The 23,145-nt window shown below is 74.3% G+C and carries 18 protein-coding genes; 13 read left to right on the top strand and 5 right to left on the bottom strand.

Features of this window, described 5'->3' with window-relative positions; translation table 11 throughout:
* Positions 1-82: 82 nt before the first annotated feature.
* Positions 83-691, bottom strand: coding sequence for a hypothetical protein (locus tag KBZ10_RS07620; RefSeq protein ID WP_210986751.1), 609 nt, complete (start codon positions 689-691; stop codon positions 83-85).
* A 250-nt stretch (positions 692-941) separates the two neighbouring features.
* Between KBZ10_RS07620 and rimP the strand changes: the two genes are divergently transcribed.
* From rimP to KBZ10_RS07580, 8 genes are all read left to right on the top strand, one after another.
* Entirely contained in the window at positions 942-1,469 is a 528-nt protein-coding gene (gene rimP / locus KBZ10_RS07615; protein ID WP_210986750.1) for a ribosome maturation factor RimP, read from the top strand.
* 2 nt (positions 1,470-1,471) lie between these two features.
* Positions 1,472-2,467: a transcription termination factor NusA gene (nusA, locus tag KBZ10_RS07610; RefSeq protein ID WP_210986749.1), complete on the top strand. Its 996-nt coding sequence runs from the start codon at positions 1,472-1,474 to the stop codon at positions 2,465-2,467.
* A gap of 98 nt (positions 2,468-2,565) precedes the next feature.
* Complete coding sequence (locus KBZ10_RS07605; protein WP_210986748.1) at positions 2,566-2,862, top strand: YlxR family protein; 297 nt, start codon at positions 2,566-2,568, stop codon at positions 2,860-2,862.
* Positions 2,863-3,024: 162 nt separating this feature from the next.
* Complete coding sequence (gene infB / locus KBZ10_RS07600) at positions 3,025-6,072, top strand: translation initiation factor IF-2 (RefSeq protein ID WP_210986747.1); 3,048 nt, start codon at positions 3,025-3,027, stop codon at positions 6,070-6,072.
* Positions 6,073-6,226: 154 nt separating this feature from the next.
* Entirely contained in the window at positions 6,227-6,523 is a 297-nt protein-coding gene (locus tag KBZ10_RS07595; RefSeq protein WP_019709781.1) for a DUF503 domain-containing protein, read from the top strand.
* Between the two features lie 78 nt (positions 6,524-6,601).
* Entirely contained in the window at positions 6,602-7,108 is a 507-nt protein-coding gene (gene rbfA, locus KBZ10_RS07590) for a 30S ribosome-binding factor RbfA (RefSeq protein ID WP_210986746.1), read from the top strand.
* Complete coding sequence (gene truB / locus KBZ10_RS07585) at positions 7,105-8,103, top strand: tRNA pseudouridine(55) synthase TruB (RefSeq protein ID WP_210986745.1); 999 nt, start codon at positions 7,105-7,107, stop codon at positions 8,101-8,103. Before rbfA ends, truB begins: the two co-directional genes overlap by 4 nt.
* Before the next feature lie 177 nt (positions 8,104-8,280).
* Positions 8,281-9,279 carry a bifunctional riboflavin kinase/FAD synthetase gene (locus tag KBZ10_RS07580; protein ID WP_210986744.1) on the top strand — a complete coding sequence of 333 codons (999 nt, stop codon included), beginning with the start codon at positions 8,281-8,283 and terminating at the stop codon, positions 9,277-9,279.
* Between the two features lie 385 nt (positions 9,280-9,664).
* Here the strand turns inward: KBZ10_RS07580 and KBZ10_RS07575 are convergent, their stop codons facing one another.
* Positions 9,665-12,391: an SCO5717 family growth-regulating ATPase gene (locus KBZ10_RS07575; RefSeq protein WP_210986743.1), complete on the bottom strand. Its 2,727-nt coding sequence runs from the start codon at positions 12,389-12,391 to the stop codon at positions 9,665-9,667.
* Between the two features lie 1,275 nt (positions 12,392-13,666).
* Here KBZ10_RS07575 and KBZ10_RS07570 point away from each other — a divergent pair.
* Both KBZ10_RS07570 and KBZ10_RS07565 read left to right on the top strand, forming a co-directional pair.
* A complete protein-coding gene (locus tag KBZ10_RS07570) occupies positions 13,667-14,665 on the top strand; it encodes a hypothetical protein (RefSeq protein WP_210986742.1) in 999 nt (332 codons plus the stop codon).
* 333 nt (positions 14,666-14,998) lie between these two features.
* A complete protein-coding gene (locus tag KBZ10_RS07565) occupies positions 14,999-16,762 on the top strand; it encodes a PQQ-binding-like beta-propeller repeat protein (protein WP_210986741.1) in 1,764 nt (587 codons plus the stop codon).
* Between the two features lie 141 nt (positions 16,763-16,903).
* Here KBZ10_RS07565 and KBZ10_RS07560 read toward each other — a convergent pair whose 3' ends face one another.
* The 3 genes from KBZ10_RS07560 to eccE form a co-directional block, all read right to left on the bottom strand.
* The gene (locus KBZ10_RS07560) at positions 16,904-17,134 is read right to left on the bottom strand and encodes a DUF397 domain-containing protein (protein WP_210986740.1); all 231 of its coding nucleotides are present in this window, start codon (positions 17,132-17,134) and stop codon (positions 16,904-16,906) included.
* Positions 17,135-17,326: 192 nt separating this feature from the next.
* On the bottom strand, positions 17,327-18,043 hold the full coding sequence (locus KBZ10_RS07555) for a hypothetical protein (protein WP_247701990.1): 717 nt from the start codon (positions 18,041-18,043) through the stop codon (positions 17,327-17,329).
* Positions 18,043-19,368, bottom strand: coding sequence for a type VII secretion protein EccE (gene eccE, locus KBZ10_RS07550; RefSeq protein WP_210986739.1), 1,326 nt, complete (start codon positions 19,366-19,368; stop codon positions 18,043-18,045). Before eccE ends, KBZ10_RS07555 begins: the two co-directional genes overlap by 1 nt.
* 177 nt (positions 19,369-19,545) lie before the next feature.
* On the opposite strand from eccE, the gene eccB reads away from it, so the two are divergent.
* From eccB to KBZ10_RS07535, 3 genes are all read left to right on the top strand, one after another.
* Positions 19,546-21,075 carry a type VII secretion protein EccB gene (gene eccB / locus KBZ10_RS07545; protein WP_210986738.1) on the top strand — a complete coding sequence of 510 codons (1,530 nt, stop codon included), beginning with the start codon at positions 19,546-19,548 and terminating at the stop codon, positions 21,073-21,075.
* Positions 21,076-21,087: 12 nt separating this feature from the next.
* On the top strand, positions 21,088-22,344 hold the full coding sequence (mycP, locus tag KBZ10_RS07540; RefSeq protein WP_210986737.1) for a type VII secretion-associated serine protease mycosin: 1,257 nt from the start codon (positions 21,088-21,090) through the stop codon (positions 22,342-22,344).
* Positions 22,345-22,618: 274 nt separating this feature from the next.
* Positions 22,619-23,056 carry a hypothetical protein gene (locus tag KBZ10_RS07535; protein WP_210986736.1) on the top strand — a complete coding sequence of 146 codons (438 nt, stop codon included), beginning with the start codon at positions 22,619-22,621 and terminating at the stop codon, positions 23,054-23,056.
* The last annotated feature ends 89 nt before the right edge of the window (positions 23,057-23,145 follow it).

Below are 23,145 nucleotides of genomic sequence, written 5' to 3'. Positions count from 1 at the left end.
GCGCGGAGTCCGGGAGCGGGGCCGCGCACCGGGCGGCCGGGCCGCGGCCCGGCCCCGGCAGGTCCGCCACCCGGCACCGGCATCAGGAGGCCTCCGTCAGCAGATAGGCGTGGGCCGCGCCGGACGCGGCCACCGAGGCGAGCAGCCGGGCCAGCTCCGGCTCCGCGCGGGAGAGGGCTCCGGTCCGGGCGTCGGCGGTGCGGCGCTCGGCCTCGGCCAGCGCCTTGAGGGCCTTGGCGGCCTGCCGCGGGACCTCGGGGGCCGCTGCCTCCCGGCCCGCCGGGGCGTCCGGGGACGGGGCGGGGGACGGCGCGGCCGGCGGTACGCCGGGGCCGTCCGGGCCCGGGACGCCGGACCGGGGCGGCGCCGAGGGGGAGGCGGAGCGGCCGTCGCCGGCCTCGAAGGCCGCGGCGTGGAGCGCGGTCTCCGCCCGCAGCGGAACGAGGAGTTCCGCCAGGTCGGGGTGGGTGGCGATGGTGGCCTCGTACCGGAGCAGCAGATGCCGGGAGTCCCGCGCGGACCGTTCGCGCAGCCGCCGGTCCTCCGCGTCCGGCTTGCCGCCCTCCCGGGCCGCGCCGTCCCCCGAGCAGGCGGACAGCAGCAGGGCGCCGGGCCCGGCCGCGAGCGCCCCGGCGAGCAGACTCCTTCTGCGGGGCCCGGACAGGGCTCGCGACGGCGTGGTGGGCGGCACGGTCACATCCTGGGGTCGTGCGGGAAGCCGCGGTCGAGCTGGGGGAGGGGCCGGGCGGGACGGGCGGGCGCACGCATCCTTGATCGGCCGACATGAGCGTACCCGCGTTCGGCATCCGAATCGCCGACCGGTCGGGCGCGGCACTCCGCGGCCCTCCGGGAGGCGGACACGGCACCCTCCGCGACCGGATACCCTTTGGTCTGACACGCGATCTCCAGACAACAGCACACGCGGCCGAGGAGTCACCCGGATGAGCACCACCCAGAGCGAGCGGCTGCGCGGACTGCTCGAACCACTGGTCGCCGCGCGAGACCTGGATCTGGAAGAGATCGAGGTGACTCCCGTCGGCCGGATGCGGGTCCTCCGGATCGTCGTGGACTCCGACTCCGGCGTTCTGCTGGACACCTGTGCGGAACTGAGCCGTGCGGTCTCCGAGAAGCTCGACGAGACCGACGCCATGGGGCAGGCGGCCTATCGCCTCGAGGTCACCTCTCCCGGTGCCGACCGCCCGCTGACCGAGCTGCGCCACTACCGCCGTGCCACCGGCCGGCTGATCAAGGCCGGGCTCACCGGCGGCGGCGAGCTCACCGCCCGGATCCTCTCCGTGGACGAGGACGGGCTCGACGTCGAGGTGCCCGGGGTCAAGGGGCGCAAGCCCACCACCCGGCGGCTCGCCTTCGGTGAGATCGACAGGGCGCGCGTCGAGATCGAGTTCAATCGCAAGGCCGACGGGCGCGTCACCGCGGCCGGTGCGGACGAGAACCAAGAGGAGGCGTAGCCGTGGACATCGACATGAGTGCCCTGCGGGGTCTGGTGCGGGAGAAGGAGATCTCCTTCGACCTGCTGGTCGAGGCGATCGAATCGGCCCTCCTCATCGCCTACCACCGCACCGAGGGCAGCCGCCGCCGGGCCCGCGTCGAACTCGACCGCGAGACGGGGCATGTGACGGTCTGGGCGACGGAGGACCCGGAGGACGTCGACGAGGGCACCGAGCCGCGGGAGTTCGACGACACCCCCTCGGGCTTCGGCCGGATCGCGGCGACCACCGCCAAGCAGGTCATCCTGCAGCGGCTGCGGGACGCCGAGGAGGAGATCACCTTCGGCGAGTACGCGGGCCGCGAGGGCGACGTCGTCGCGGGCGTCGTCCAGCAGGGCAAGGACCCCAAGAACGTCCTGGTGGACATCGGCAGGCTGGAGGCCATCCTGCCGGTGCAGGAGCAGGTCCCGGGGGAGGACTACTCCCACGGCGCCCGGCTCCGCAGCTACGTCGTACGAGTGGCCAAGGGCGTGCGCGGCCCGTCCGTGACGCTCTCGCGGACCCACCCCAACCTCGTGAAGAAGCTCTTCGCCATGGAGGTGCCGGAGATCGCGGACGGCTCGGTGGAGATCGCCGCCATCGCCCGCGAGGCCGGCCACCGCACCAAGATCGCCGTCCGCTCCACCCGTTCCGGACTCAACGCCAAGGGCGCCTGCATCGGGCCGATGGGCGGCCGGGTCCGCGCGGTGATGGCCGAGCTGCAGGGCGAGAAGATCGACATCGTCGACTGGTCGGACGATCCGGCCGAGCTGGTGGCGCACGCCCTGTCGCCGGCCCGGGTCAGCAAGGTGGAGGTCGTGGACATGGCGGCGCGGTCGGCCCGGGTCACCGTGCCCGACTACCAGCTGTCCCTGGCCATCGGCAAGGAGGGCCAGAACGCCCGCCTCGCCGCACGGCTCACCGGCTGGCGGATCGACATCCGCCCGGACACCGAGCGGCAGGACGGCCGGGAGGCCTGAGCGGGCCCGGGACGGTACCGGGTGCCGGCCGGCGGAATACGCGGACTACTGCGCGGTTCTTACCCTGCACAGGGGTGAGTCGGTGCGGGGAGGTAGACTTGAGGACGTCTGGCCGGACGCATGCCCAGGCCTGCCCGGAGCGCACCTGCGTGGGCTGCCGTGAGCGTGCGGCCAAAGGCGAGCTGCTGCGTATCGCGGTGGTCGGGGGCGAGTGCGTGCCCGATCCACGCGGTACGCTGCCCGGTCGGGGTGCGTATCTGCACCCCACCCCGGCCTGTCTCGGCCTGGCGGTCCGCCGCCGGGCCTTCCCCCGGGCCTTCCGGGGCCCGGGGCCGCTCGGCACCGATGCGGTGCGGGCGTTCCTCGAACGGCGGGCCGCACAGGAGCGACCGTAAGAGATCAGGCACAACCGTAAGAGAACGGCACGGGCAACCGTGCGGTCAGGTACCTCGCGAGTCGGAAGTAGGTCGAGATTGCGATGAGCACTCGATGAGTACGCGATGAGTACGCCCATGAAGTAGCGACGGTCCGGCGGAACCCGGACCAGAAGGAGCGAAGTGGCAAAGGTCCGGGTATACGAACTCGCCAAGGAGTTCGGAGTCGAGAGCAAGGTCGTCATGGCCAAGCTCCAAGAACTTGGCGAATTCGTCCGTTCGGCGTCCTCCACGATCGAGGCGCCCGTTGTACGCAAACTGACCGACGCTTTCCAGCAGGGCAACGGCTCCGGCCGTGCCGCCGGCAAGCCGGCGGCGCCCCGCAAGGCGGCGCCCTCCAAGCCGTCCGCGCCCACGCCGCGCGCGGCGGCCCGTCCGGCTGCCCCGCAGCCGGGTCCGAAGGCGGCCCCCACCCCGGGTCCGCGGCCCCCGGCCGCGCCCGGCCCGAAGCCGTCCGCGGCGCCCGCCCCGGGCCCGCGTCCCACGCCGGGCCCCAAGGCCCCGGCGCCCAAGCCCGCTCCGGCGGCCCCCGCGGCCCCGGAGTTCACTGCGCCCCCGTCCGCGCCCGCACCCAAGCCCGCGTCCGCCCCCGGTCCGCGTCCGGCCCGTCCGGCCGCTCCCGGCCAGGGCCGCGACCAGGGCCAGGGCGGCCGTGACCAGGCGCCGCGTCCCGGCGCCCGTCCCGGCGGCGGCCAGGCGGGCCGCCCCGGCGGCCGCAGCGGCCCGCGTCCGGGCAACAACCCCTTCACCTCCGGCGGCAGCACGGGCATGGCCCGTCCGGCCCCCCGTCCCGGCGGCGCCCCGCGCCCCGGCGGCCAGGCTCCCGGCGGTGCCCCGCGTCCGCAGGGAGCCGGCGGCGGTCCCCGTCCGCAGGCTCCGGGCGGCGCCCGTCCGACCCCGGGCGGCATGCCCCGTCCGCAGGGCGGCCAGGCCGGTGCGGGCGGTCCCCGCCCCGGCGGCGGCGCGCGCCCGAACCCCGGCATGATGCCGCAGCGTCCGGCCGCGGGCCCCCGCCCCGGTCCGGGCGGACGCGGTCCCGGCGGTCCGGGCGGCGGAGGCCGTCCCGGCGGTGGCGGCGGTCGTCCCGGCGGCGGTGGCGGCTTCGCCGGCCGTCCCGGTGGCGGCGGTCGTCCCGGTGGCGGTGGCGGTTTCGCCGGCCGTCCCGGCGGTCCGGGTGGCGGTGGCGGTTTCGGCGGCCGTCCCGGCTTCGGCGGCCGTCCCGGCGGTCCCGGTGGCCGCGGCGGAACGCAGGGCGCCTTCGGCCGTCCCGGCGGTCCGGCGCGGCGCGGCCGCAAGTCGAAGCGGCAGAGGCGCCAGGAGTACGAGGCCATGCAGGCGCCGTCGGTCGGCGGCGTGATGCTGCCGCGCGGCAACGGGCAGACCGTCCGCCTGTCGCGGGGTGCCTCTCTCACCGACTTCGCGGAGAAGATCAACGCCAACCCGGCGTCGCTCGTCGCCGTGATGCTCAACCTCGGCGAGATGGTCACCGCCACGCAGTCCGTCTCGGACGAGACGCTGCAGCTGCTCGGCGAGGAGATGAACTACACCGTCGAGATCGTCAGCCCGGAGGAGGAGGACCGCGAGCTTCTCGAGTCCTTCGACATCGAGTTCGGCGAGAACGAGGGCGGCGAGGAGATGCTCGTCGCGCGTCCGCCGGTGGTGACCGTCATGGGTCACGTCGACCACGGCAAGACCCGCCTGCTCGACGCGATCCGCAAGACGAACGTCATCGCGGGCGAGGCCGGCGGCATCACCCAGCACATCGGTGCCTACCAGGCCTCCACCGAGGTCAACGGTGAAGAGCGCAAGATCACCTTCATCGACACCCCGGGTCACGAGGCGTTCACCGCCATGCGGGCCCGCGGTGCCAAGTCCACCGACATCGCGATCCTCGTGGTCGCGGCGAACGACGGCGTGATGCCGCAGACGGTGGAGGCGCTGAACCACGCCAAGGCCGCCGAGGTGCCGATCGTGGTCGCGGTCAACAAGATCGACGTCGAGGGCGCGGACCCGGCGAAGGTGCGCGGTCAGCTGACCGAGTACGGCCTCGTGGCCGAGGAGTACGGCGGCGACACCATGTTCGTCGACATCTCCGCCAAGCAGGGCCTGCACATCGAGGACCTGCTGGAGGCCGTCGTCCTCACCGCGGACGCCGCGCTCGACCTGCGCGCCAACGCGGAGCAGTCGGCGCAGGGCATCGCGATCGAGGCGCACCTCGACCGCGGCCGCGGCGCCGTGGCCACCGTGCTCGTCCAGCGCGGCACCCTGCGGGTCGGCGACACGATGGTGGTCGGCGACGCGTACGGCCGTGTCCGGGCGATGCACGACGACACGGGCAAGACGATCGAGGAAGCGGGTCCGTCGACCCCCGTGCTGGTCCTGGGTCTCACCAACGTCCCGGGCGCCGGCGACAACTTCCTCGTCGTCGACGAGGACCGCACGGCCCGCCAGATCGCCGAGAAGCGCGCGGCGCGCGAGCGCAACGCGGCCTTCGCCAAGCGCACCCGCCGGGTGTCCCTGGAGGACCTCGACAAGGTGCTCAAGGCCGGCGAGGTGCAGCAGCTCAACCTCATCATCAAGGGCGACGCGTCCGGTTCGGTGGAGGCTCTCGAGTCCTCGCTGCTCCAGCTCGACGTCGGCGAAGAGGTCGACCTGCGCATCCTGCACCGCGGGGTGGGTGCGGTCACCGAGACCGACATCGACCTGGCGACCGGCTCCGACGCCATCGTCATCGGCTTCAACGTGCGCGCCGAGGGGCGTGCCACGCAGATGGCCGAGCGCGAGGGCGTGGACGTGCGCTACTACTCGGTGATCTACCAGGTCATCGAGGAGATCGAGGCGGCCCTGAAGGGCATGCTGAAGCCCGAGTACGAAGAGGTCGAGCTCGGTACGGCGGAGATCCGCGAGGTCTTCCGCTCCTCCAAGCTCGGCAACATCGCGGGTGTCCTGGTCCGCTCCGGCGAGGTGCGCCGCAACACCAAGGCGCGTCTCGTCCGGGACGGCAAGGTCATCGCGGAGAACCTCACCATCGCGGGCCTCCGCCGCTTCAAGGACGATGTCACCGAGATCCGTGAGGGCTTCGAGGGCGGTATCAACCTCGGCAGCTACAACGACATCAAGGTCGACGACGTCATCGCGACGTACGAGATGCGGGAGAAGCCGCGCGGCTGATCCCCACGGCAGTACCGGGGCCGGTCGGCGGAGGGAAATCTCCGTCGATCGGCCCCGGCCGTTGCGTGTACGGTTCTTCTGTCCCCCGCCGCCCCGCCGGCGGCCGGGGCGGTGACCACACCCGAGGCCCCGCAGGTGGCGTGACCTGTACTCCATGTATGTAGGGACGCTGTCCTTCGATCTGCTCCTGGGCGACGTGCGGTCGCTCAAGGAGAAACGCTCCGTCGTCCGCCCGATCGTCGCCGAGCTGCAGCGCAAGTACGCCGTCAGCGTCGCGGAGACCGGCGACCAGGATCTGCACCGCCGGGCCAGGATCGGTTTGGCGGCCGTCTCCGGGGACACGGGGCACCTCACGGACGTACTGGACCGGTGCGAGCGCCTCGTCGCCGCCCGGCCCGAGGTGGAGCTGCTGTCGGTACGGCGGCGGTTCCACGGCGAGGACGACGACTGAGCGCGTCGTGACCAGCCGACGGGGGCGGCGACGCAGCCGCCGAAGCAAGATGCCGGAAGACACGAAGGAGACGGACCGATGGCCGACAACGCGCGGGCCCGCAAGCTGGCCGATCGCATCCAGGTCGTGGTCGCGGAGACCCTGGACCGCCGTATCAAGGATCCGCGACTGGGGTTCGTCACGATCACGGACGCCCGGGTCACCGGCGACCTGCGGGAGGCCACGGTCTTCTACACGGTCTACGGCGACGACGAGGAGCGCGCGGCCTCCGCCGCGGCGCTGGAGAGCGCCAAGGGCGTGCTCCGCTCCGAGGTGGGCCGGCAGACCGGCGTGCGCTACACGCCGAGCCTGACCTTCGTGCCGGACGCCCTCCCCGACAACGCCCGCACCATCGACGACCTGCTCGCCCGGGCCCGCGCCCGGGACGAACAGGTGCGGGAGAGCGCCACCGGCGCGGACTACGCCGGGGGGCCGGACCCGTACCGCAAGCCGGGTGAGGAGTTCGGGGACGACGACCTCGGCGAGGAGGAGCCCGGCGGCGCGGCCGGGCGGGAGAACGGCGGCGAGGGCGTTTCGCGGGCATGACGGACAAGGACACCGGGGGGCGTGCCGCGCGGCGCGCCCCCCGTATCGCGGCAGCCGACGGCCTGGTCGTCGTGGACAAGCCGGCCGGGCACACCTCGCACGACGTCGTGGCCCGGCTGCGCGGCATGGCCCGCACCCGCCGGGTCGGGCACGCCGGAACCCTGGACCCGATGGCGACCGGAGTGCTCCTCATCGGCGTCGGCCGGGCCACCCGGCTGCTCGGCCACCTCGCGCTGACCGACAAGGAGTACACCGCCACGATCCGGCTCGGGCAGACGACCGTGACGGACGACGCGGAGGGCGAGATCACCGCCTCCACCGGGACCGCGGGCCTGCCGCCCGGCGCCACGGAGGCGGCGGGGGAGGGACGAGCGGCCGTCGAGTCCGCCGTCGCCCGCCTGACCGGCGACATTCTGCAGGTGCCGTCCAAGGTCAGCGCGATCAAGGTGGACGGGAAGCGGTCCTACCAGCGGGCCCGAGAGGGGGAGGACTTCGAGCTGGCGGCCCGCCCCGTCAGTGTGCCGCTCTTCACCGTCCGCACCGTCCGGGAGGCCGTCGCGGAGGACGGCACGGCGGTGCTGGACGCGGACGTCACCGTGGTGTGCTCCTCCGGCACCTATGTGCGCGCCCTCGCCCGCGACCTCGGCGCGGCCCTGGGCACCGGCGGCCACCTCACGGCACTGCGGCGCACCCGTGTCGGCCCGTACGGGCTGGACGCCGCCCACACCCTGGAGGAGCTCCAAGCGGCGGTGGACGCGGCCGGAGAAGCGGTCAACGGCCTGCCGGTGATGCCGCTCGCCGAGGCCGCCGCGGCGGCCTTCCCGCGCTGGGACGTGGACGAGAAGCAGGCCCGGCTGCTGTCGAACGGCGTCCGCCTGGACGCCCCCGGCCTCGCCGAGGGCCGCCCGACAGCCGTCTTCGGCCCGGACGGGCGGTTCCTGGCCCTGGTGGAGGGCGCGGGGGGCAGGGCGAGGAGCCTGGCCGTCTTCGCCTGACGCCGGGCGGCCGGTCCGGGCGCCGGGCACCGGCCGGGCCGCGCGCCCGGTGCCGATGGCGGGCACCGTCACCCGGCATGGCAGTCTTGGACCCGCGGACACCGACAGGTACCGCGGGCGCCGCTCGGATGACGGCGCACACCACGGGTTCACACATTCGGGCGAGGAGCGGTCACAGTGCAACGCTGGCGTGGTCTGGAGGAGATCCCCGAGGACTGGGGGCGCAGCGTCGTCACCATCGGCTCCTACGACGGCGTGCACCGGGGACACCAGCTGATCATCGGACGGGCGGTGGAGCGCGCCCGCGAGCTGGGCGTCCCGGCGGTCGTCGTCACCTTCGACCCGCATCCCAGCGAGGTCGTCCGGCCGGGCAGCCACCCGCCGCTGCTGGCGCCGCACCACCGGCGTGCCGAACTGATGGCCGGGCTGGGCGTGGACGCGGTCCTGGTGCTCTCCTTCACCAAGGAGTTCTCCCAGCTCTCGCCCGCCGACTTCGTGGTGAAGGTCCTCGTGGACCGGCTGCACGCGAAGGCGGTCGTGGAGGGGCCCAACTTCCGCTTCGGCCACCGCGCCGCCGGTGACGTGGCCTTCCTCACCGAGCTCGGCGGGAGCTACGACTTCGAGGTGGAGGTCGTCGACCTGTACGTCAGTGGCGAGGCGGGAGGCGGCGAACCGTTCTCCTCCACCCTGACGCGGCGGCTGATCGCCGAGGGCGACGTGGCCGGTGCCGCCGAGATCCTCGGCCGCCCGCACCGGGTGGAGGGCGTGGTGGTCCGGGGCGCGCAGCGCGGCCGGGAGCTGGGGTATCCCACCGCGAACGTGGAGACGCTGCCGCACACCGCCGTTCCCGCCGACGGGGTCTACGCGGGCTGGCTGGAGGCGGACGGGGAGTCGATGCCCGCGGCGATCTCCGTCGGCACCAATCCCCAGTTCGACGGCAGCGAGCGGACGGTCGAGGCCTATGCCATCGACCGGGTCGGACTGGAGCTGTACGGCCTCCACGTGGCAGTGGAGTTCCTCACCCGGCTCCGGGGCCAGCGGCGGTTCGAGACGGTCGAGGCGCTGAAGAAGGGCATCGCGGAGGACGTCGAACGCTCCCGGGCCCTGATCGCCGGACGGCGGGACGGCTCGGCCGGCGCCAACGACACGGACGGCTCCGGCACCGGCCGCTCCTGACCGGCCGCGGCCCTCCGGCGCCGCGGCCCCGCGCTCGGCCCCGACAGGCGTTCCCCGAGCGGCGCTGCCCCCTCCGGCCGGCCCGGAGCGGGCCACGGTGCCGGAGCCGGGCCCGCGCTTCCGCGCTTCCGCGCTTCCGCGCTCCCGCGCACCGGCCGACCCGCCCGGGGAGGCGCGGGCGTGCGGCCACCGGCCCGTGTGCGCCGTACCGCCCGCACGACGGTACGGGCGGTACGGCGCGAACGAGGGGCCCCGGGCACGCGCCACGCGCGCCCGGAGCCCCCTCCGCCGACACGAGGTCTCCTCCGTACCAGGTCCTCACCACGGGCCGGGGCCCACCGGTGCGGACGGCCCGCCCCCGGTCCGTACCGTCACTTCCGCCGCTTCACTGCCGCGGAGGCTGCCCCGGCTGCTCCGGCGGCACGGGCTGCTGAGGCGGCCAGCCGTAACCCCCCTGTGGCTGCTGCGGCCAGCCCGGCGGCGGGGCCTGGCCGGGCTGCTGCCCCGGCTGCTGCGGATGGTGCTGCGCCCCGGGGTGCCCCGGTGGAGGCGGCTGCGGGGCCCCGCCCGGCTGGGCGTAGGGCTGCCCCGGCGGCTGCCCGTACGGCGCCTGCTGCTGGTACTGACCGGGGAGCGGCGGGGCGGACTGCGGCGGCGGACCGCCGTTCGGTGTCCACAGGCCCTGCTCCTGCTGAGCGCGGACGAAGTCCTCGGCGACGAGTGCGGAGAGGTTGAAGTACGCCTCGCGGGTCTTGGGGCGCATCATGTCGAGGTCGACCTCGGCGCCGGCCGCGAGGTGCTCGTCGAAGGGGACCACCACGACGCCCCTGCAGCGGGTACGGAAGTGCGCCACGATGTCGTCCACCTTGATCATCTTGCCCGTTTCGCGCACACCGGAGATGACCGTGAGGCTGCGCTGCACCAGTTCGGCGTAGCCGTGCGCGGAGAGCCAGTCCAGGGTGGTGCTGGCGCTGCTCGCCCCGTCGACCGACGGGGTGGAGATGATGATGAGCTGGTCGGCGAGATCGAGCACGCCGCGCATCGCGCTGTAGAGCAGACCGGTGCCCGAGTCGGTGAGGATGATCGGGTACTGCTTCCCCAGCACCTCCAGGGCGCTGCGGTAGTCCTCGTCGTTGAAGGTCGTGGAGACGGCGGGGTCCACGTCATTGGCGATGATCTCCAGGCCGGAGGGCGCCTGCGAGGTGAACCGGCGGATGTCCATGTAGCTGTGGAGGTGCGGGATCGCCTGCACCAGGTCCCGGATGGTGGCACCGGTCTCCCGGCGCACGCGGCGGCCCAGGGTGCCCGCGTCCGGGTTGGCGTCGATCGCCAGGATCTTGTCCTGGCGCTCGGTGGCGAGCGTCGCGCCGAGGGCGGTGGTGGTCGTGGTCTTGCCGACGCCGCCCTTGAGGCTGATCACCGCGATGCGGTAGCAGGAGAGGACGGGGGTACGGATCAGGTCCAGCTTCCGCTGCCGCTCCGCCTCCTCCTTCTTGCCGCCCAGGCGGAACCGTGAACCGGCGCCCGGCGCCTTGCTCTTGGGCTTCGGCTTGTTGTTGCGCAGCAGCCGGTCGGAGGAGAGCTCCACGGCGGCCGTGTAGCCGAGCGGTGCCCCGTGGGCGGCCTGCCGGCGGTCCTCGGGGCTGACGGCCGGCCAGCCACCGGCGCGGGGGTCCACCGGGCCCTGCGGGGGCGGAGCGGCATAGCGCTGCTGTTCCGGCTGGGCGGGGGGCGGAAGCTGGGAGCCGTCGCCCTGGGCGTACGGCTGCCCGTCCGGCTGCGGCTGCGATTCTCCCGGCCAGGCCGGTGCGGGCTGCTGCGGTGGCTGCGGTGCGGCGCCGGCCTGCGGGTAGCCGTAGCCCGGCGGGGCGCCCTGGGCGGCCGCCGGGTCGTACTGCTGGGGAGGAGGGGGCTGCTGCGGCGGATGGGCCGGCGGCTGCGGACCGGCCGCTTCCCCGGGGCCGGGCGCGGCGGGGGGCCCGGCCTGCGGGTAGCCGTAACCGGGCTGCGGACCCCGGGGCGCCGCGGGGCCCTGCGGGGGCCACGGGGCGGCGGGCTGCGGCGGCATGGGGGCGGGCGCGGCCGGGGGCTGCTGCGGGTAGCCGTATCCCGGGGCGGGCGCGGGCGGTGGTCCCGGGGGCGTGTCGGCGGCCTGGAACGACGGCGGCAGCGGCGGAAGCCCGCCGTGCGGACCGGGCGTCTGCGGGGGGACGAGCGGAGCGCCCGGGGCGGCCTGCGGCGGCTCCTCGGCGGCCGGGGCCGCGTCGGGTGCGGGGCCGGAGGACGCGCTGCCCGGGGCGTCGCCGGAGCCGTCGGAGCCGTCGGAGCCCGGGCCGTCCTGGTGCGGGGAGCCGTCCGCGGGGGAGCGGCCGTCGGCCGGGGAGTGGCCGGCGGGAGCCGGCCCGGAGGCGTCCGTGGCCGGGGCGGCCTTGTCGTCGCTGCCGGCGGGGCCGCCGTCCTCCGCGGTCTCTCCGTCGGCGGCCGGCTGACCCGTGGAGAGACCGGCGATCTCCTCGCGCAGCGCGGCCGCCGAGAACCGCATGGTGGCACCGCCGGGCTGCGGGCGCTCGTCAACGCCCTCGCCGGATTCCCCCGCACCGTCCGGGGCGCCGGGGTCCGCGGCCGGGGTGGAGGCCTCCGGCGCGGACGCGACCGGGCCGGCGCCCTCCGGGCCGGCGCCCTCCGGGCCGGATGCGGGGGAGGGGGCTTCCGGCGCAGGGAACGGAGGCGCCGGGGGCATCGGGGGCATGGCCGGTGCCGCGGTGGGCGGCGCATACGGGGCCTGCTGTGGCACGGAGGCGTGCGGAGGCGCCGCGTGCGGCGGTGACACGGGCGGCGGCGGGCCCTCGGCCGGTGCGGGGCCCGGTGGCGGGACGGCGGACCGGTCCGCGGGTCCGGAACCGCCGTGCGCCGGCGGTTCCGGCGGACCGGCGGCCTCCGGTGCGCCGTCCCCGGCCGCGGGGGCGGCATCGGGCGTGTTCTGCGTGTACCAGGCCGGCGGGGTGTAGTCGATGGTGAACTCGCCCGTCTGCTCGTGCTCGTGCTCCGCGTCGGACGGGTCCTCGCCGGGTGTGGTTCCGCCCGCGCGGAGCTCGTCCCGATCGCTGCTCACAATGCCTCCTGGTGTGGTGTCGCACCCTCATGGGCCGTACCGGGGCGGCTTTCACCGGCCGTCCGCGCGGCGCGCCTCGTGATGACGCGGCGGCCGCGCCCGCAGATTGTGCCGCCGCCTCCCCGCCAAGCCTAATCACCGGGAACCTGTGTCCGGCAGGCCCGTCCGGCGCGGACTGACGGCCCGTTGGTCCGTGATGCCCGGGAAGCGGTCCGGGACCACGGGCCGGGCACGGCGGAACCGGGCCCAACTCCCGGAGGAGAAACGGCATTACCGGAGTGGGCACGGCCGGGCCTCCCCCGGATCAGCCCGCGCGCCGAGGGCTGCCGGGCAGTCCCGGTTCGGCGTGCACCAACGTCGTCATCACGAAATGGCGGGCACGTCCGTTACACCAAAGGGTGACTCCGTCGCCCCGGGATCGACAGCGCCGCCACCCGGTCCTGCCGGAACCCCGTGATCCGCACCGTTTCCCGGGACCCCGCCGAGTCACTCCGGCAGCGGCCGCCGGTGGCGGCGCTTCACCGCGGAGAGCGGCAGGGCGCGGGAGTCCGCGGCGGACGGAACCAGCGGGAGGGGCCCACCGCCCAGGCCACCGGGAGCAGCGCGGCGGCCACTGTGGCCGACACCGGTTGCTGCGGCCTCGGAGGGCCGGCACGCCCCGGCCGCGACGCGGGGCGCGGTGTGACCGGACCAGCCGGCGGCACGGTGTCCGGACCGCCCCGGGAGGCCGGCGCGGCCGTGGTGGACGGACCGGGGGCCGCAGTACGAGGTGGGTGACCGTACCCAACGCCTGATCCCCCCTCGTCGTACCGACGTACGCCCGAGATGCACTGCGTGGCGCAGATGTTGACCGAACGTCACCCGACCCGCACGGGACGTGCGGATCGCCACCGGGCATAGTAGGGGACCGGTGCGACAGCGACACTGCCCAACCGGGCGTATACACGGGGGAGATGCCGGAATCCATGGTGTCACGGCGTGACGAGTTCCATGCCTGCGCCTTCGCCGGGCGGCGCACGGACACACGTGATGCGAGGGGGAACGGCCGCGGCACTGGCGGCCGCCATCGCTCCGGCGGGATGTGCGTTCACCGCTCCGGCGAGGACGGGCGGCGCGCGGAAGGCGCGCGGAAGGCGCGCGGACGGGCGGCAGGGAGGACGGGAGCCGTGTTCTCGCAGCGCGGCGGCTTCCTCGGCGTGGCCGCGTCCGGCGGCGACATCGTCTCGACCGCCCCCGGCCACGCCGAGGAAGCCGCCGAACGTTCCACCAACGGCCGTGACAGCAACGCCGGCCGGGGCGCCGTCGCCCCCCCTCCGCACGCTCGCCGCGGACGACCGCTCCCGTGCGCGGGCAGTCCCCGACGACGGCCCGGTGCCCGCGGCCGTTCCCGCACCGATGGCCCTGACGCCGACCGAGCCCCTCAGGAGCGCCCGGAAGCTCCCGGTACCGGCCGGAACGGAGCCCGACATCGTGGACCCCGGGCGGCTGGCCGTTACGGAGGGGACGGTCGCCGTGGTGCTGGAGGAATCTGCGACGGTCTTCCGCATCGCCGACCAGAAGGTCCTGCAGCGGCTCAACCGGCTGGACGGCTCCTGCGGGGTGAAGAGCGTCCGCGGCGGAGCCGTGCTCGTCGCCAGAGCGGCATGCGACGGACGGCAGGTGGTGTGGGTGCACGACCCTGCCACCGGTGAACGCGAGTGGACCTGGCCGGTTCCGGCGGGGCTCCGGGTGGAGGGAATCCCCTCCGTGTCGCCCCTCGTGGTCACGCTGCACCGGGACATCACCGAGGGGACCCACAGCGTCTACCACCTCCCGGGGAAGGGAGAACCGGCCGTACTCGTCGACATGGGCCGGAACGTGGACCGTGAGGCGGGCCTCTGCGAACACGTGACGCCCCGGTGCCCCGGCGCGGCGGCGGGGGAGCGGACGCTCTATCTCCAGGGGCCGAGCCACGCTTCGCCGGGCGACAGCTCCGCCCAGGAGAACGAGGTCGTGGCCTTCGACCTGCGGACCGGCAAGGCCAAGTGGGCCGCGATGCCGGAGGCGAAGAGGGAACTCGGGGCCGGCCGCGCCACCCGAGCACGAGCACAGAACGCGCAGTTCCCTGTCCTGGAAGGCGCCGGCCCCCGAAGGGAGGATCAAGGACAATGCCGCCGGCGACGCCAGTGGTACCTGGTTCGCGGAGACCACCGTCGTCAAGGCCGAGATCAGCGAACTCAGGGTCTACTCCCGAAAGGACGGGAGCATCCTGGGAAAGGTCCCACTGCCCGGTGAGATCTGCGGTGAACGCCCCCCGCCGCACGACGGGACGATCGCGCTGGCCTACCACACCACGCATCCGCCGCTCGACGTGTACCTCGACCGGGGACAGTTCTTCATCGTGTGTGAATCCCTGGGAGGAGGCGAGGAATTCCTGATTATCGCGTATGAGTAGCCGCCGCCTGCAACCGTGGTGGGATACGGCACGGCATACGCCCGCCCGCCCGCCACTCGCCGCGCCCCGGGCCGTCGGCCGGCCAGTCCGCCAGTCCGCCGGGCGGGGCGGGCCCGTCCCGTCCACCGATCCGTATCCGCCGACTCACCGCACCATCAACGAGGGAACCCACCATGTCGCAGCCACCTCCGCCGCCGAACCAGCCGCCGAACCAGCCGCCGAACCAGCCGCCGAACCAGCCGCCGAACCAGCCGCCGAACCAGCCGTCCGGCCCGCCGCCCCGTGGCGGCTTCGGCGCGCCGGACAGCCCCGCGCCCGGCCCCACGCCCCCGCCGCCCCACCAGGCGCCCATACCCCCGGCACCGCAGGGCGCGCCCACCGGGCCGTGGAACGCCCCGCAGTACGGGCAGCAGCCCGGCCTTCCGTACGGGCAGCCCAACCCCTACGCGCAGCAACCCGTTTACGGCGCGTACCCGCCGCCCAGCATGCCCCCGCCCGCCGGCGGCGGCCCGGGCAGGAAGCGCACGGCCGTCGTCATCGGCAGCGTTCTCGCGGTCCTGCTCGCCGTTGGCGGCACGGTCTTCGCCCTCTCCGGCGGCGACGACGGCGGCAGGCCCTCCGCCGGCGCCGGCGAGAAGGACGGAGCCGGAGACGGCGACAGCGCCGAACTCGGCGGCGGCAGCGGCGACGAGGGGGAGGCGGGCGCCCGCCCCGGGGACGACGACGGCCTCACCGGCTCCGGCGGCAAGGGCGAGGGCACGGTGCTGTGGCAGAAGCCGGCACCCGACGTTCCCAAGTCCGGTGTGGACACCCCCGGGTTCTGGCTCGCCGACGGCGCCGCCGTGAAGGCCGCCCTGAAGTCCGTCACCGCCTACGACGCGAAGAACGGCAAGGAGAAGTGGTCCGTCGGCGTCGGCGGCACCATCTGTGCGGCATCCGTCGACGCCACGGACGACGGCAAGGCCGTGGTGGCGTACGAGGGCGGGAAGGAGGACGAGTGCAGCCATGTCGCCCTGATCGACCTGGACAAGGGCGAGAAGGCCTGGGACAAACCCCTGCCCAAGGGTGGCCTCGGCGGCTACATCGGCACCACCGTGGCGCTCGGCGGGGACACCGTCGGCGCCTCCTGGTTCGGCGGCTCCGCCCTGCTCGGGGTGGACGACGGCAAGGAACTCCCCGACGGCGAAAGGGCCGCGGGCTGCACTCCGAACGGCTTCGCGGGCGGGACGTCCCTGCTGCGCTCGCTCTCCTGCACCGCCGGCGGCAAGCTCCAGAAGATCGGCACCGGCGGCAAGCCCGAGTGGACGTACACGGCGCCCGAGGGCTTCAACGTCAGCAACGTCTTCTCCACCGACCCCGTCGTCGTCTCCCTCTCCGACCAGGACAACAAGTCCGGCGGCATCCTGGCGATCGGCGCGGGCGGCAAGGTCCGCTCGCAGATCGACCTCGGCAAGGAGACCTACCGTCCGGCCTGCGGCCTGCGGATCATGTCCCAGAAGCTCGACGGCTGCCAGGGCGTCGCCGCGAGCGACGACCTGTTCTACCTGCCGACCGAGGACAAGAAGAAGAGCAGCGGTGACGGCTTCGGCCGGTACAACGAGATCCACGCCTTCGACCTGGACACCGGCAAGCGGAAGTGGAAGTCCGCCGCGGGCGACGACGTGACGATGATGCCGCTGCGCACCGACGGCGAGAATCTCATCGCCTGGCAGAAACCGGCCTACGACAAGAGCGGCCGCATCGTCAGCATCGGCGCGGGCGGCGGCAAGCCCAGGACGCTGATGAAGAACCCGGAGGCCGCGCGTGACGCGGAGAACGGCTTCTACTCCCCGTTCCCGGTCTACGAGGACAACCGCTTCTACCTCGCCGCCGACCGGGTGACGGGCACCTCCAGCGGCTCCCCGGAGAAGCTGCTTCTGGTCATCGGAAAGGGCTGACGGCGCCCCGGCCGACGGCACCCCCACGGACGCTCCGTACCGGGCCCGGCGCGCGCAGGCAGCGCCGGGCACCGGGCGGCGACGGCGGCCGACGTCCCGCGGCCGGCTCCTGCCCGCGGCGCGGGCAGCCCCGCGCCCGCCTCAGCGGATGTCGAACTCCCCGTCCCGCGCTCCGAGGACGAAGGCCCGCCACTCGCCCTCGGTGTACCGCAGCACGGTGTCGGGATCGGCCGAGGACCGCATCGCCACGGCTCCGCCCGGGAGATACGCGATCTCCACCCGCTCCTCCGACTCGCTGCCCGGAGCACTGAGCCACTCGACCCCCGAGATGTCGAGGGCGTACAGCTCCTCCTTCTCCTGCGCGCTCCCCATCAGTCGGCTTCCTTTCGGTGACGAGACAGCCGGATGCCGGCGCCGCGCCTGTGCCCCGCGCCGTACGCGGCCGGGAGTCGCCCGGCTGCGCTCCGTCATCCTAGGGCAGCCCCGGCCGCGGTGGACGGGCTTCGCGGCCGTGGGAGCGCAGCCGGACGGACACGGAGGAAGGCCGCGCGGGGAGGCGGGAGTTCACTCCATTCTGCGGGCCACACCCAGCAGCCCCGTCTCGGCGTCGGTGCCGGTCGTCATGACCCAGTGGCGCTCCCGCCCCGCGCACCACAGCGTCACCCCGTCCGCCAGGGTCGGCAGCGCCGCGATCTCCGCGGCCGACAGCCCCAGGATCCGTCCGATCTGCCCGGCCTCCTGTGGCGACACCCGCTGCACACCCACCAGCGTGGCGTCCCTCAGCAGCCGGGGCCCCACCGGACTCAGATAGGGCAGCAGCGTCAGGACCGACTGCCAGGGCGACGACACCACACGGCCCCGCGGCGGCCGCATACCGCAGTCCCGCACCACCAGGACGGGGCTGCCCACGGTGGCGCCCATGGGCGGTACCCGGCCGACCTCGTGCAGCGTGATGCACTCCAGCCCTGCTCCCGCGGCGTGCGCCAGACGCGTCCACTCCTGGGCGCGTCCCGTCTCCACGGCCACGCGCGCGCCCGTGCCGGCGGCGCGCAGGGCCAGCACCTGAGCCGTCCACAGACCGCCGATCAGCAGGACGTCGTAGGGCGCCGAACGGTGGAAACCGATCAGCTGCGGACGGCCCTCGGCGTCGTCCCCGATCACCACGCCGTCGTCCCCCACCGGCAGGGAGAGCAGCCCCAGATCGTCCGCCGGCATGGTGTGCCCCCGGTACCGGGAGCCGGGCAGCCCCAGCGGCATCCGCACCGGACCTCCTCGCGCCATCAGCGCGCACCTCCCAGCGGCAGTGTGGCCAGCGCACCGGGAAGCTGCTCCCGGTCCAGGCGCACGAGTCCGATTCCCGCCGACCGCGCGGCCTGCTCGACGGCGCGCCGCACACCGACCAGTTCGGTGTCGGAGCCCCCGGTGACCCGCACATGGCCGGCGACGTTCACCGATCCCCGGTGCGGGCCCCGCCGCACGGCGAGGCTGAAGGTGGTCGCATAGGCCGGTCCGGCGGTGATCAGGGACACCAGCCGCTGAAGCGGCAGCGCGGCGGGCCCGAGGGCGGGCCAGCGCCCGACCGCGTAGGTGGTGTGCCAGCGGTCGTCGCACCGCCAGACCCGCGAGGTCTCCACCGTACGCCGCTGCGGCCCGGCGTCCGGGCGCCCGGCGCGGGCCGCGAGCCGCGGACTGGCACAGGCTGCCGTGGCGACCGTGGAGTTCAGCTCCTCCTGGTCCAGCACCACGGCCTGGAATCCGGCCCCGCTGATCCTGCTCGCCACATGGTCCGCGGCCCGGACCAGGCAGCGCCGGGCCCCGCCGAGCCCGCCGCCGCGCGCCTCCACGGCCTCCCGGCAGAGCTCCGGGTCCAGCTTCACCGCGACCCAGGTCATCCGAAGCGCGGGCGCGCCCGTCCCCGCCTGCAGCGGGGCGTACGAGAGCCGCGCGACCGCCTGCTGCGGCAGGTGCGGGGCGGGGGCCGGCCGTACCTGCTGCACCAGTTGCGCCGACTCCAGCACGATGTCGTCCACCTGCAGCACATCACTGAGCAGGGACAGCGGCAGCGCGCGGGCTCCGGAGGCCGGCCGCAGCGAGGAGCCCGCGGCCTCGACACGCACCACCGCGGTCAGGAAGGTGCCGTCACCGAGCATCCCGACGGTCCGGCGTTCCCGGTCGACATGGGGAAACGGGCGGAAGCCGGGAAGGCTCTCCGCGACGGGGGCCAGGGAGGCGTCGGTGTCCGGCGCGCACGGCCCGGTCGTCCGCCGGCGCGAGCGCAGGGCGAGGGCCGCCGCGAACCAGTCCGGCACCGTGTGGCCCCGGCGGCGGATCACCGCGGGCACGGCCAGCGCGCAGGCGACGACGAGGGCGGGCACCGGCCACCCACCGCCGAGCGCCAGCCCGGCCGCGGCCACCGCGAGTGCCGCCTCCAGCAGAACCACCTGCCACAGCAGGAAGGGGCCGACACGGCCGGTGCGGGACGGCGGGCGCACACGCGCCACCCGCTCCCCCGCCGGGGCGGCCGCCCCGCCGCCGTCCCGCCGCCGGGAGTCGCCGGGTGCCGGACCGGTGGCCGGCCCGGTGCGCACGCGCGTCGCCGTCCCCATCGCCGCCTCGTCCCCCTCGTGTTCAAGTCACCAACGGCTCACGGGTATTGAACCGCCCGTCACCCTACCTGAGCGGCATGCGGCGGGCATGGGCAGGCATAGTAGGGGGCGGCACGGCGGCAGGCCCCTCGACCGGTGGTGGAACCTGCCCGTCCAGCGGGGAGAGGCAACGGACAGATGGCATCACGGCGGGACGAACTCAACGCCTACACCTTCGCCAGGCGGAGGCTGATCGCTCAGTTCCTCCAGCCGAACGCGACCGGTTCGGAGGAGGGGGCACCGCGTCCGCTGCGCGCGGTGGTGCCCGGCGCCGTCATCGGCGTCGTGGTCCTCGCGGTGTTCGGCGCCTGGGGCATGTTCAAACCGGTGGCCCCCAAGGGCTGGGACGTGCCCGGGGAGAACGTGATCATCGCGAGCAAGTCCACCACCCGCTACGTGGTGCTGCGGACCGGCAGGAAGAAACCGCAGCTCCACCCGGTGCTCAACATGGCCTCCGCCAGGCTCCTCCTCGCCCCGGACAAGGACGAGGTCATCAAGGTCGACGAGTCGGTCCTCGACAACGGGAAGATCCCGCACGGCGCCACCCTCGGGATCCCCTACGCCCCCGACCGGCTGCCCGAGCCCGCGGAGGCCGGCAAGGCGAAGCGCTGGGCCGTCTGCGAGCGTCCCGGCCAGGGCGGCCAGGCCATCCAGAAGGCGGCGTTCGTCCTCGCCGAGCGCGACCGGGGCCGGACCGAGGGGACCGACCGCCTGCGCGGCGGCGAACTGCTCTACGCGGAGGGCCCCGACGGCAGCCGCTACGTCATCGACGCCGCCGGCACGGCCTACCCCCTGGCGAAGGACGGACTGCTGCTCCGCCTGCTCGCCGGACAGGACCGCAGGCCCCAGCGCGTCTCCGAAGCCTGGCTGAAGACCCTCCACCGGGGGGACACCGTCGACTTCCCCACGGTGCCCGGCCCGGTCGGCGGGCCCGCGGGCGTCCCCGGCGAACTGGAGCCGGAGGCCGACAGGGTCGGCATGGTGCTCACCGCCACCGACGGCACGCGGAAGCAGCACTACGTCGTCCTGCCGGGCCGGGTCGCCCCCGTGTCCGACTTCACGGCCAAACTCCTGCTCAGCAGCCCGCAGTTGATCGAGCTCGGACAGGACGAGCGGGCCAGGCCCGTCAGCGCCGCCGCGTTCGAGCCCTCCGGGCGCTTCGTCGAGGACAACCGGTGGCCCCGGTACACGCCGCGGGTCGTCAACGAGGCCGGCACCGCGGAGGGCAGCCGCAACACCGTGTGCAACGTCCTTCGCGAGGTGGACGGCGACGACGGCTCCACCGTGCTCAGCACCTGGGCCGGCACCGGCTTCCCCGCCCCGCTGCCGACCGGCTCCAGCAGCGCCTACGTCACCCCCGGATCCGGTCAGCTCTTCCGTCAGTTCAAGGGCTCCGAGACCGGCACCGGCTTCCTCTTCCTCGTCACCGACACCGGGCTGCGCTATGCCATGCAGTCCAACGGCGACAGCGCGACGGAGGACTCCGGCATCGGATCCTCGGGCTCACAGCGGGAGAAGCAGCAGCGGCTGCAGGAGGCGCGGCAGGCACAGAACCGGCTGGGCTACAAGGACGTGGAGCCGCTGCCGGTCCCGGCGGCCTGGTCCACCTTCCTGCCGACCGGCCCGCGGCTGTCCACCGGTGCCGCGCGCCAGCCGCAGGGCTCGTGAGGGGGCGGACCGATGACCCTCACCCACCCTCGCCCGCTGACCGCCGCGGCAGCGGCCGTGGCCGTGCTCACCCTCACCGGCCTGTCCACCGCCCCCGCGGCGGCCGGCACACCGGACCAGTGCACCTTCCCCGGGAAGCCGTACGAAGGCCGCCCCTGGGCGCTCCAGCGGGTCCTGCTGGACGAACTGTGGAAGCAGTCGACCGGCGAAGGAGTCCGGGTCGCCGTCATCGACACCGGAGTCGACACCCGGCACCCCCAGCTCCGCGACGCCGTCGACACCGGCAGCGGCAGGAACCTGCTGGACCGCGACCTCAAGGACGAGAACGGCAACAAGCTGGAACGCGGCAAGGAGAACGGCACGACCGACACGGTCGGCCACGGCACCAAGGTCGCCGGGATCATCGCGGCCCGCCCCGCGGAGGGCACCGGTTTCGTCGGTCTCGCGCCCGACGCGACGATCATCCCGATCCAGCAGAACGACGCGGAGGGACACGGCACCGCCGCGACCCTGGCCCGGGCCATCGACCACGCGGTGGCGGAGAAGGCCGACGTCATCAACATCTCCCAGGACACGGCCGGTGCCGTGGAGCCCGCCCCGGCTCTCCGGCAGGCCGTGGACGCCGCCCTCGCGCGGGAGATCGTGGTCGTCGCCTCGGCGGGCAACGACGGCCTCGGCGGCAACGCCAAGAAGACCTACCCGGCGTCGTACCCGGGGGTGCTGGCCGTGGCCTCCTCCGACCGCAACAACGAACGGGCGCCCTTCTCGCAGTCGGGCGACTTCGTCGGCATAGCGGCCCCCGGAGTCGACATGATCTCCACCGTTCCCGGGGGCGGCCACTGCGCCGACAACGGCACCAGCTTCTCGGCGCCCTATGTCGCCGCGGTCGCGGCGCTCGTCAAGAGCAAGCACCCCGACTGGGAGCAGGAGGAGATCACCGCCCAGCTCCAGCAGACGGCGGAGCGGTCCATCGCCGGCCACGACCGGTTGGTGGGCTGGGGCGTCGTCGACCCGGTGCGCGCCCTGACGGAGGACGACAAGCCGGTCCGCGAGCCGGTCGCCCGCGAGGGGCTGACCAAGGCCGAGGCACCCACGCCGGCCGAACTGCACCTGGGCGAGAGCCCGGAAGAGCGCAACGCGCGACTGGCGACGTACGTGGTGGTGGGCGGAGGCGTCCTGGTCGCGTCGATCAGCGGCGGCGCGGTCGCGCTGCGCGACTGGCGGCGGCGCACGGCGGGCGGAGGCGGCCGGGCCGGCACGGAGGCGTGAAGGGGGCGCCCGAGGTGTGACACTCCTCGCACGGCCCGCCGCAATGACGTGCCGTCACCCCGGCAGCGGATGTGTGGGGCCTAAGGTTGTCCGGGCGTATGAACGCCGGGAAGTACCGGAACCGGTAAGGAACTTGGGACTGTCACCGTCGGTGGCTACTGTTGGCAGAGCGCGTTCGGCCGCGGGCCGGTCACCAACGGCCGGCCGGATGAGGGCCGGCGCGAAACGGGGAGGGGGAGCATCGTGCTCGATGCGGTGAACGGTGGGGACGGCAGTGGCGGGTGACCTCGAGCGCGGCGTGGACGCCCTCAGGAAGTTCCGGTCCCGGATCGACAAGCTGCTGACCGAGCTGGAGAGCGGCAACGGCGGCAGTTCCAAGGTGGCGCTGGAACGCGTCAGCCGCGGGTCCTTCAGCGGGACGAACCTGCCCTTCGCGGAGGCGGACGGCTTCTTCCAGCAGTACAACCGTGTCCACAAGGCGCTGGTCGAGCTCTCCAAGTCCCTCGGTGACCAGATCGAGATGCTGGGCATCGCCGTGCACGCGGCGGACGTCGGCTTCGACAACGTGGAGAACGACATGCGGCGCCGGTTCCACGAGATCAGGGCCCGCCTGGACGAAGCGGCGCGAGCGGAGGCGAAGCGGGACGAACAAACCGGCGGCGAGAAGAAGGTTCTTGACCGCGACAGGGACCTTCCGACGGACATGGGGTGATTCCCGGTGAGTGACGAGAAGAAGCCCGAGTTGACTCCCGAGGAGCAGCAGAAGGCGGACTCGGCAGAGATCAAGGCCCAGTTCGGCAC

The sequence above is a fragment of the Streptomyces sp. F63 genome, assembly GCF_018070345.1.
In the GTDB taxonomy this organism is placed as follows: domain Bacteria; phylum Actinomycetota; class Actinomycetes; order Streptomycetales; family Streptomycetaceae; genus Streptomyces.
Note: the sequence above shows the minus strand (reverse complement) of the source record. Positions and strands in the feature narration are given on the sequence as shown.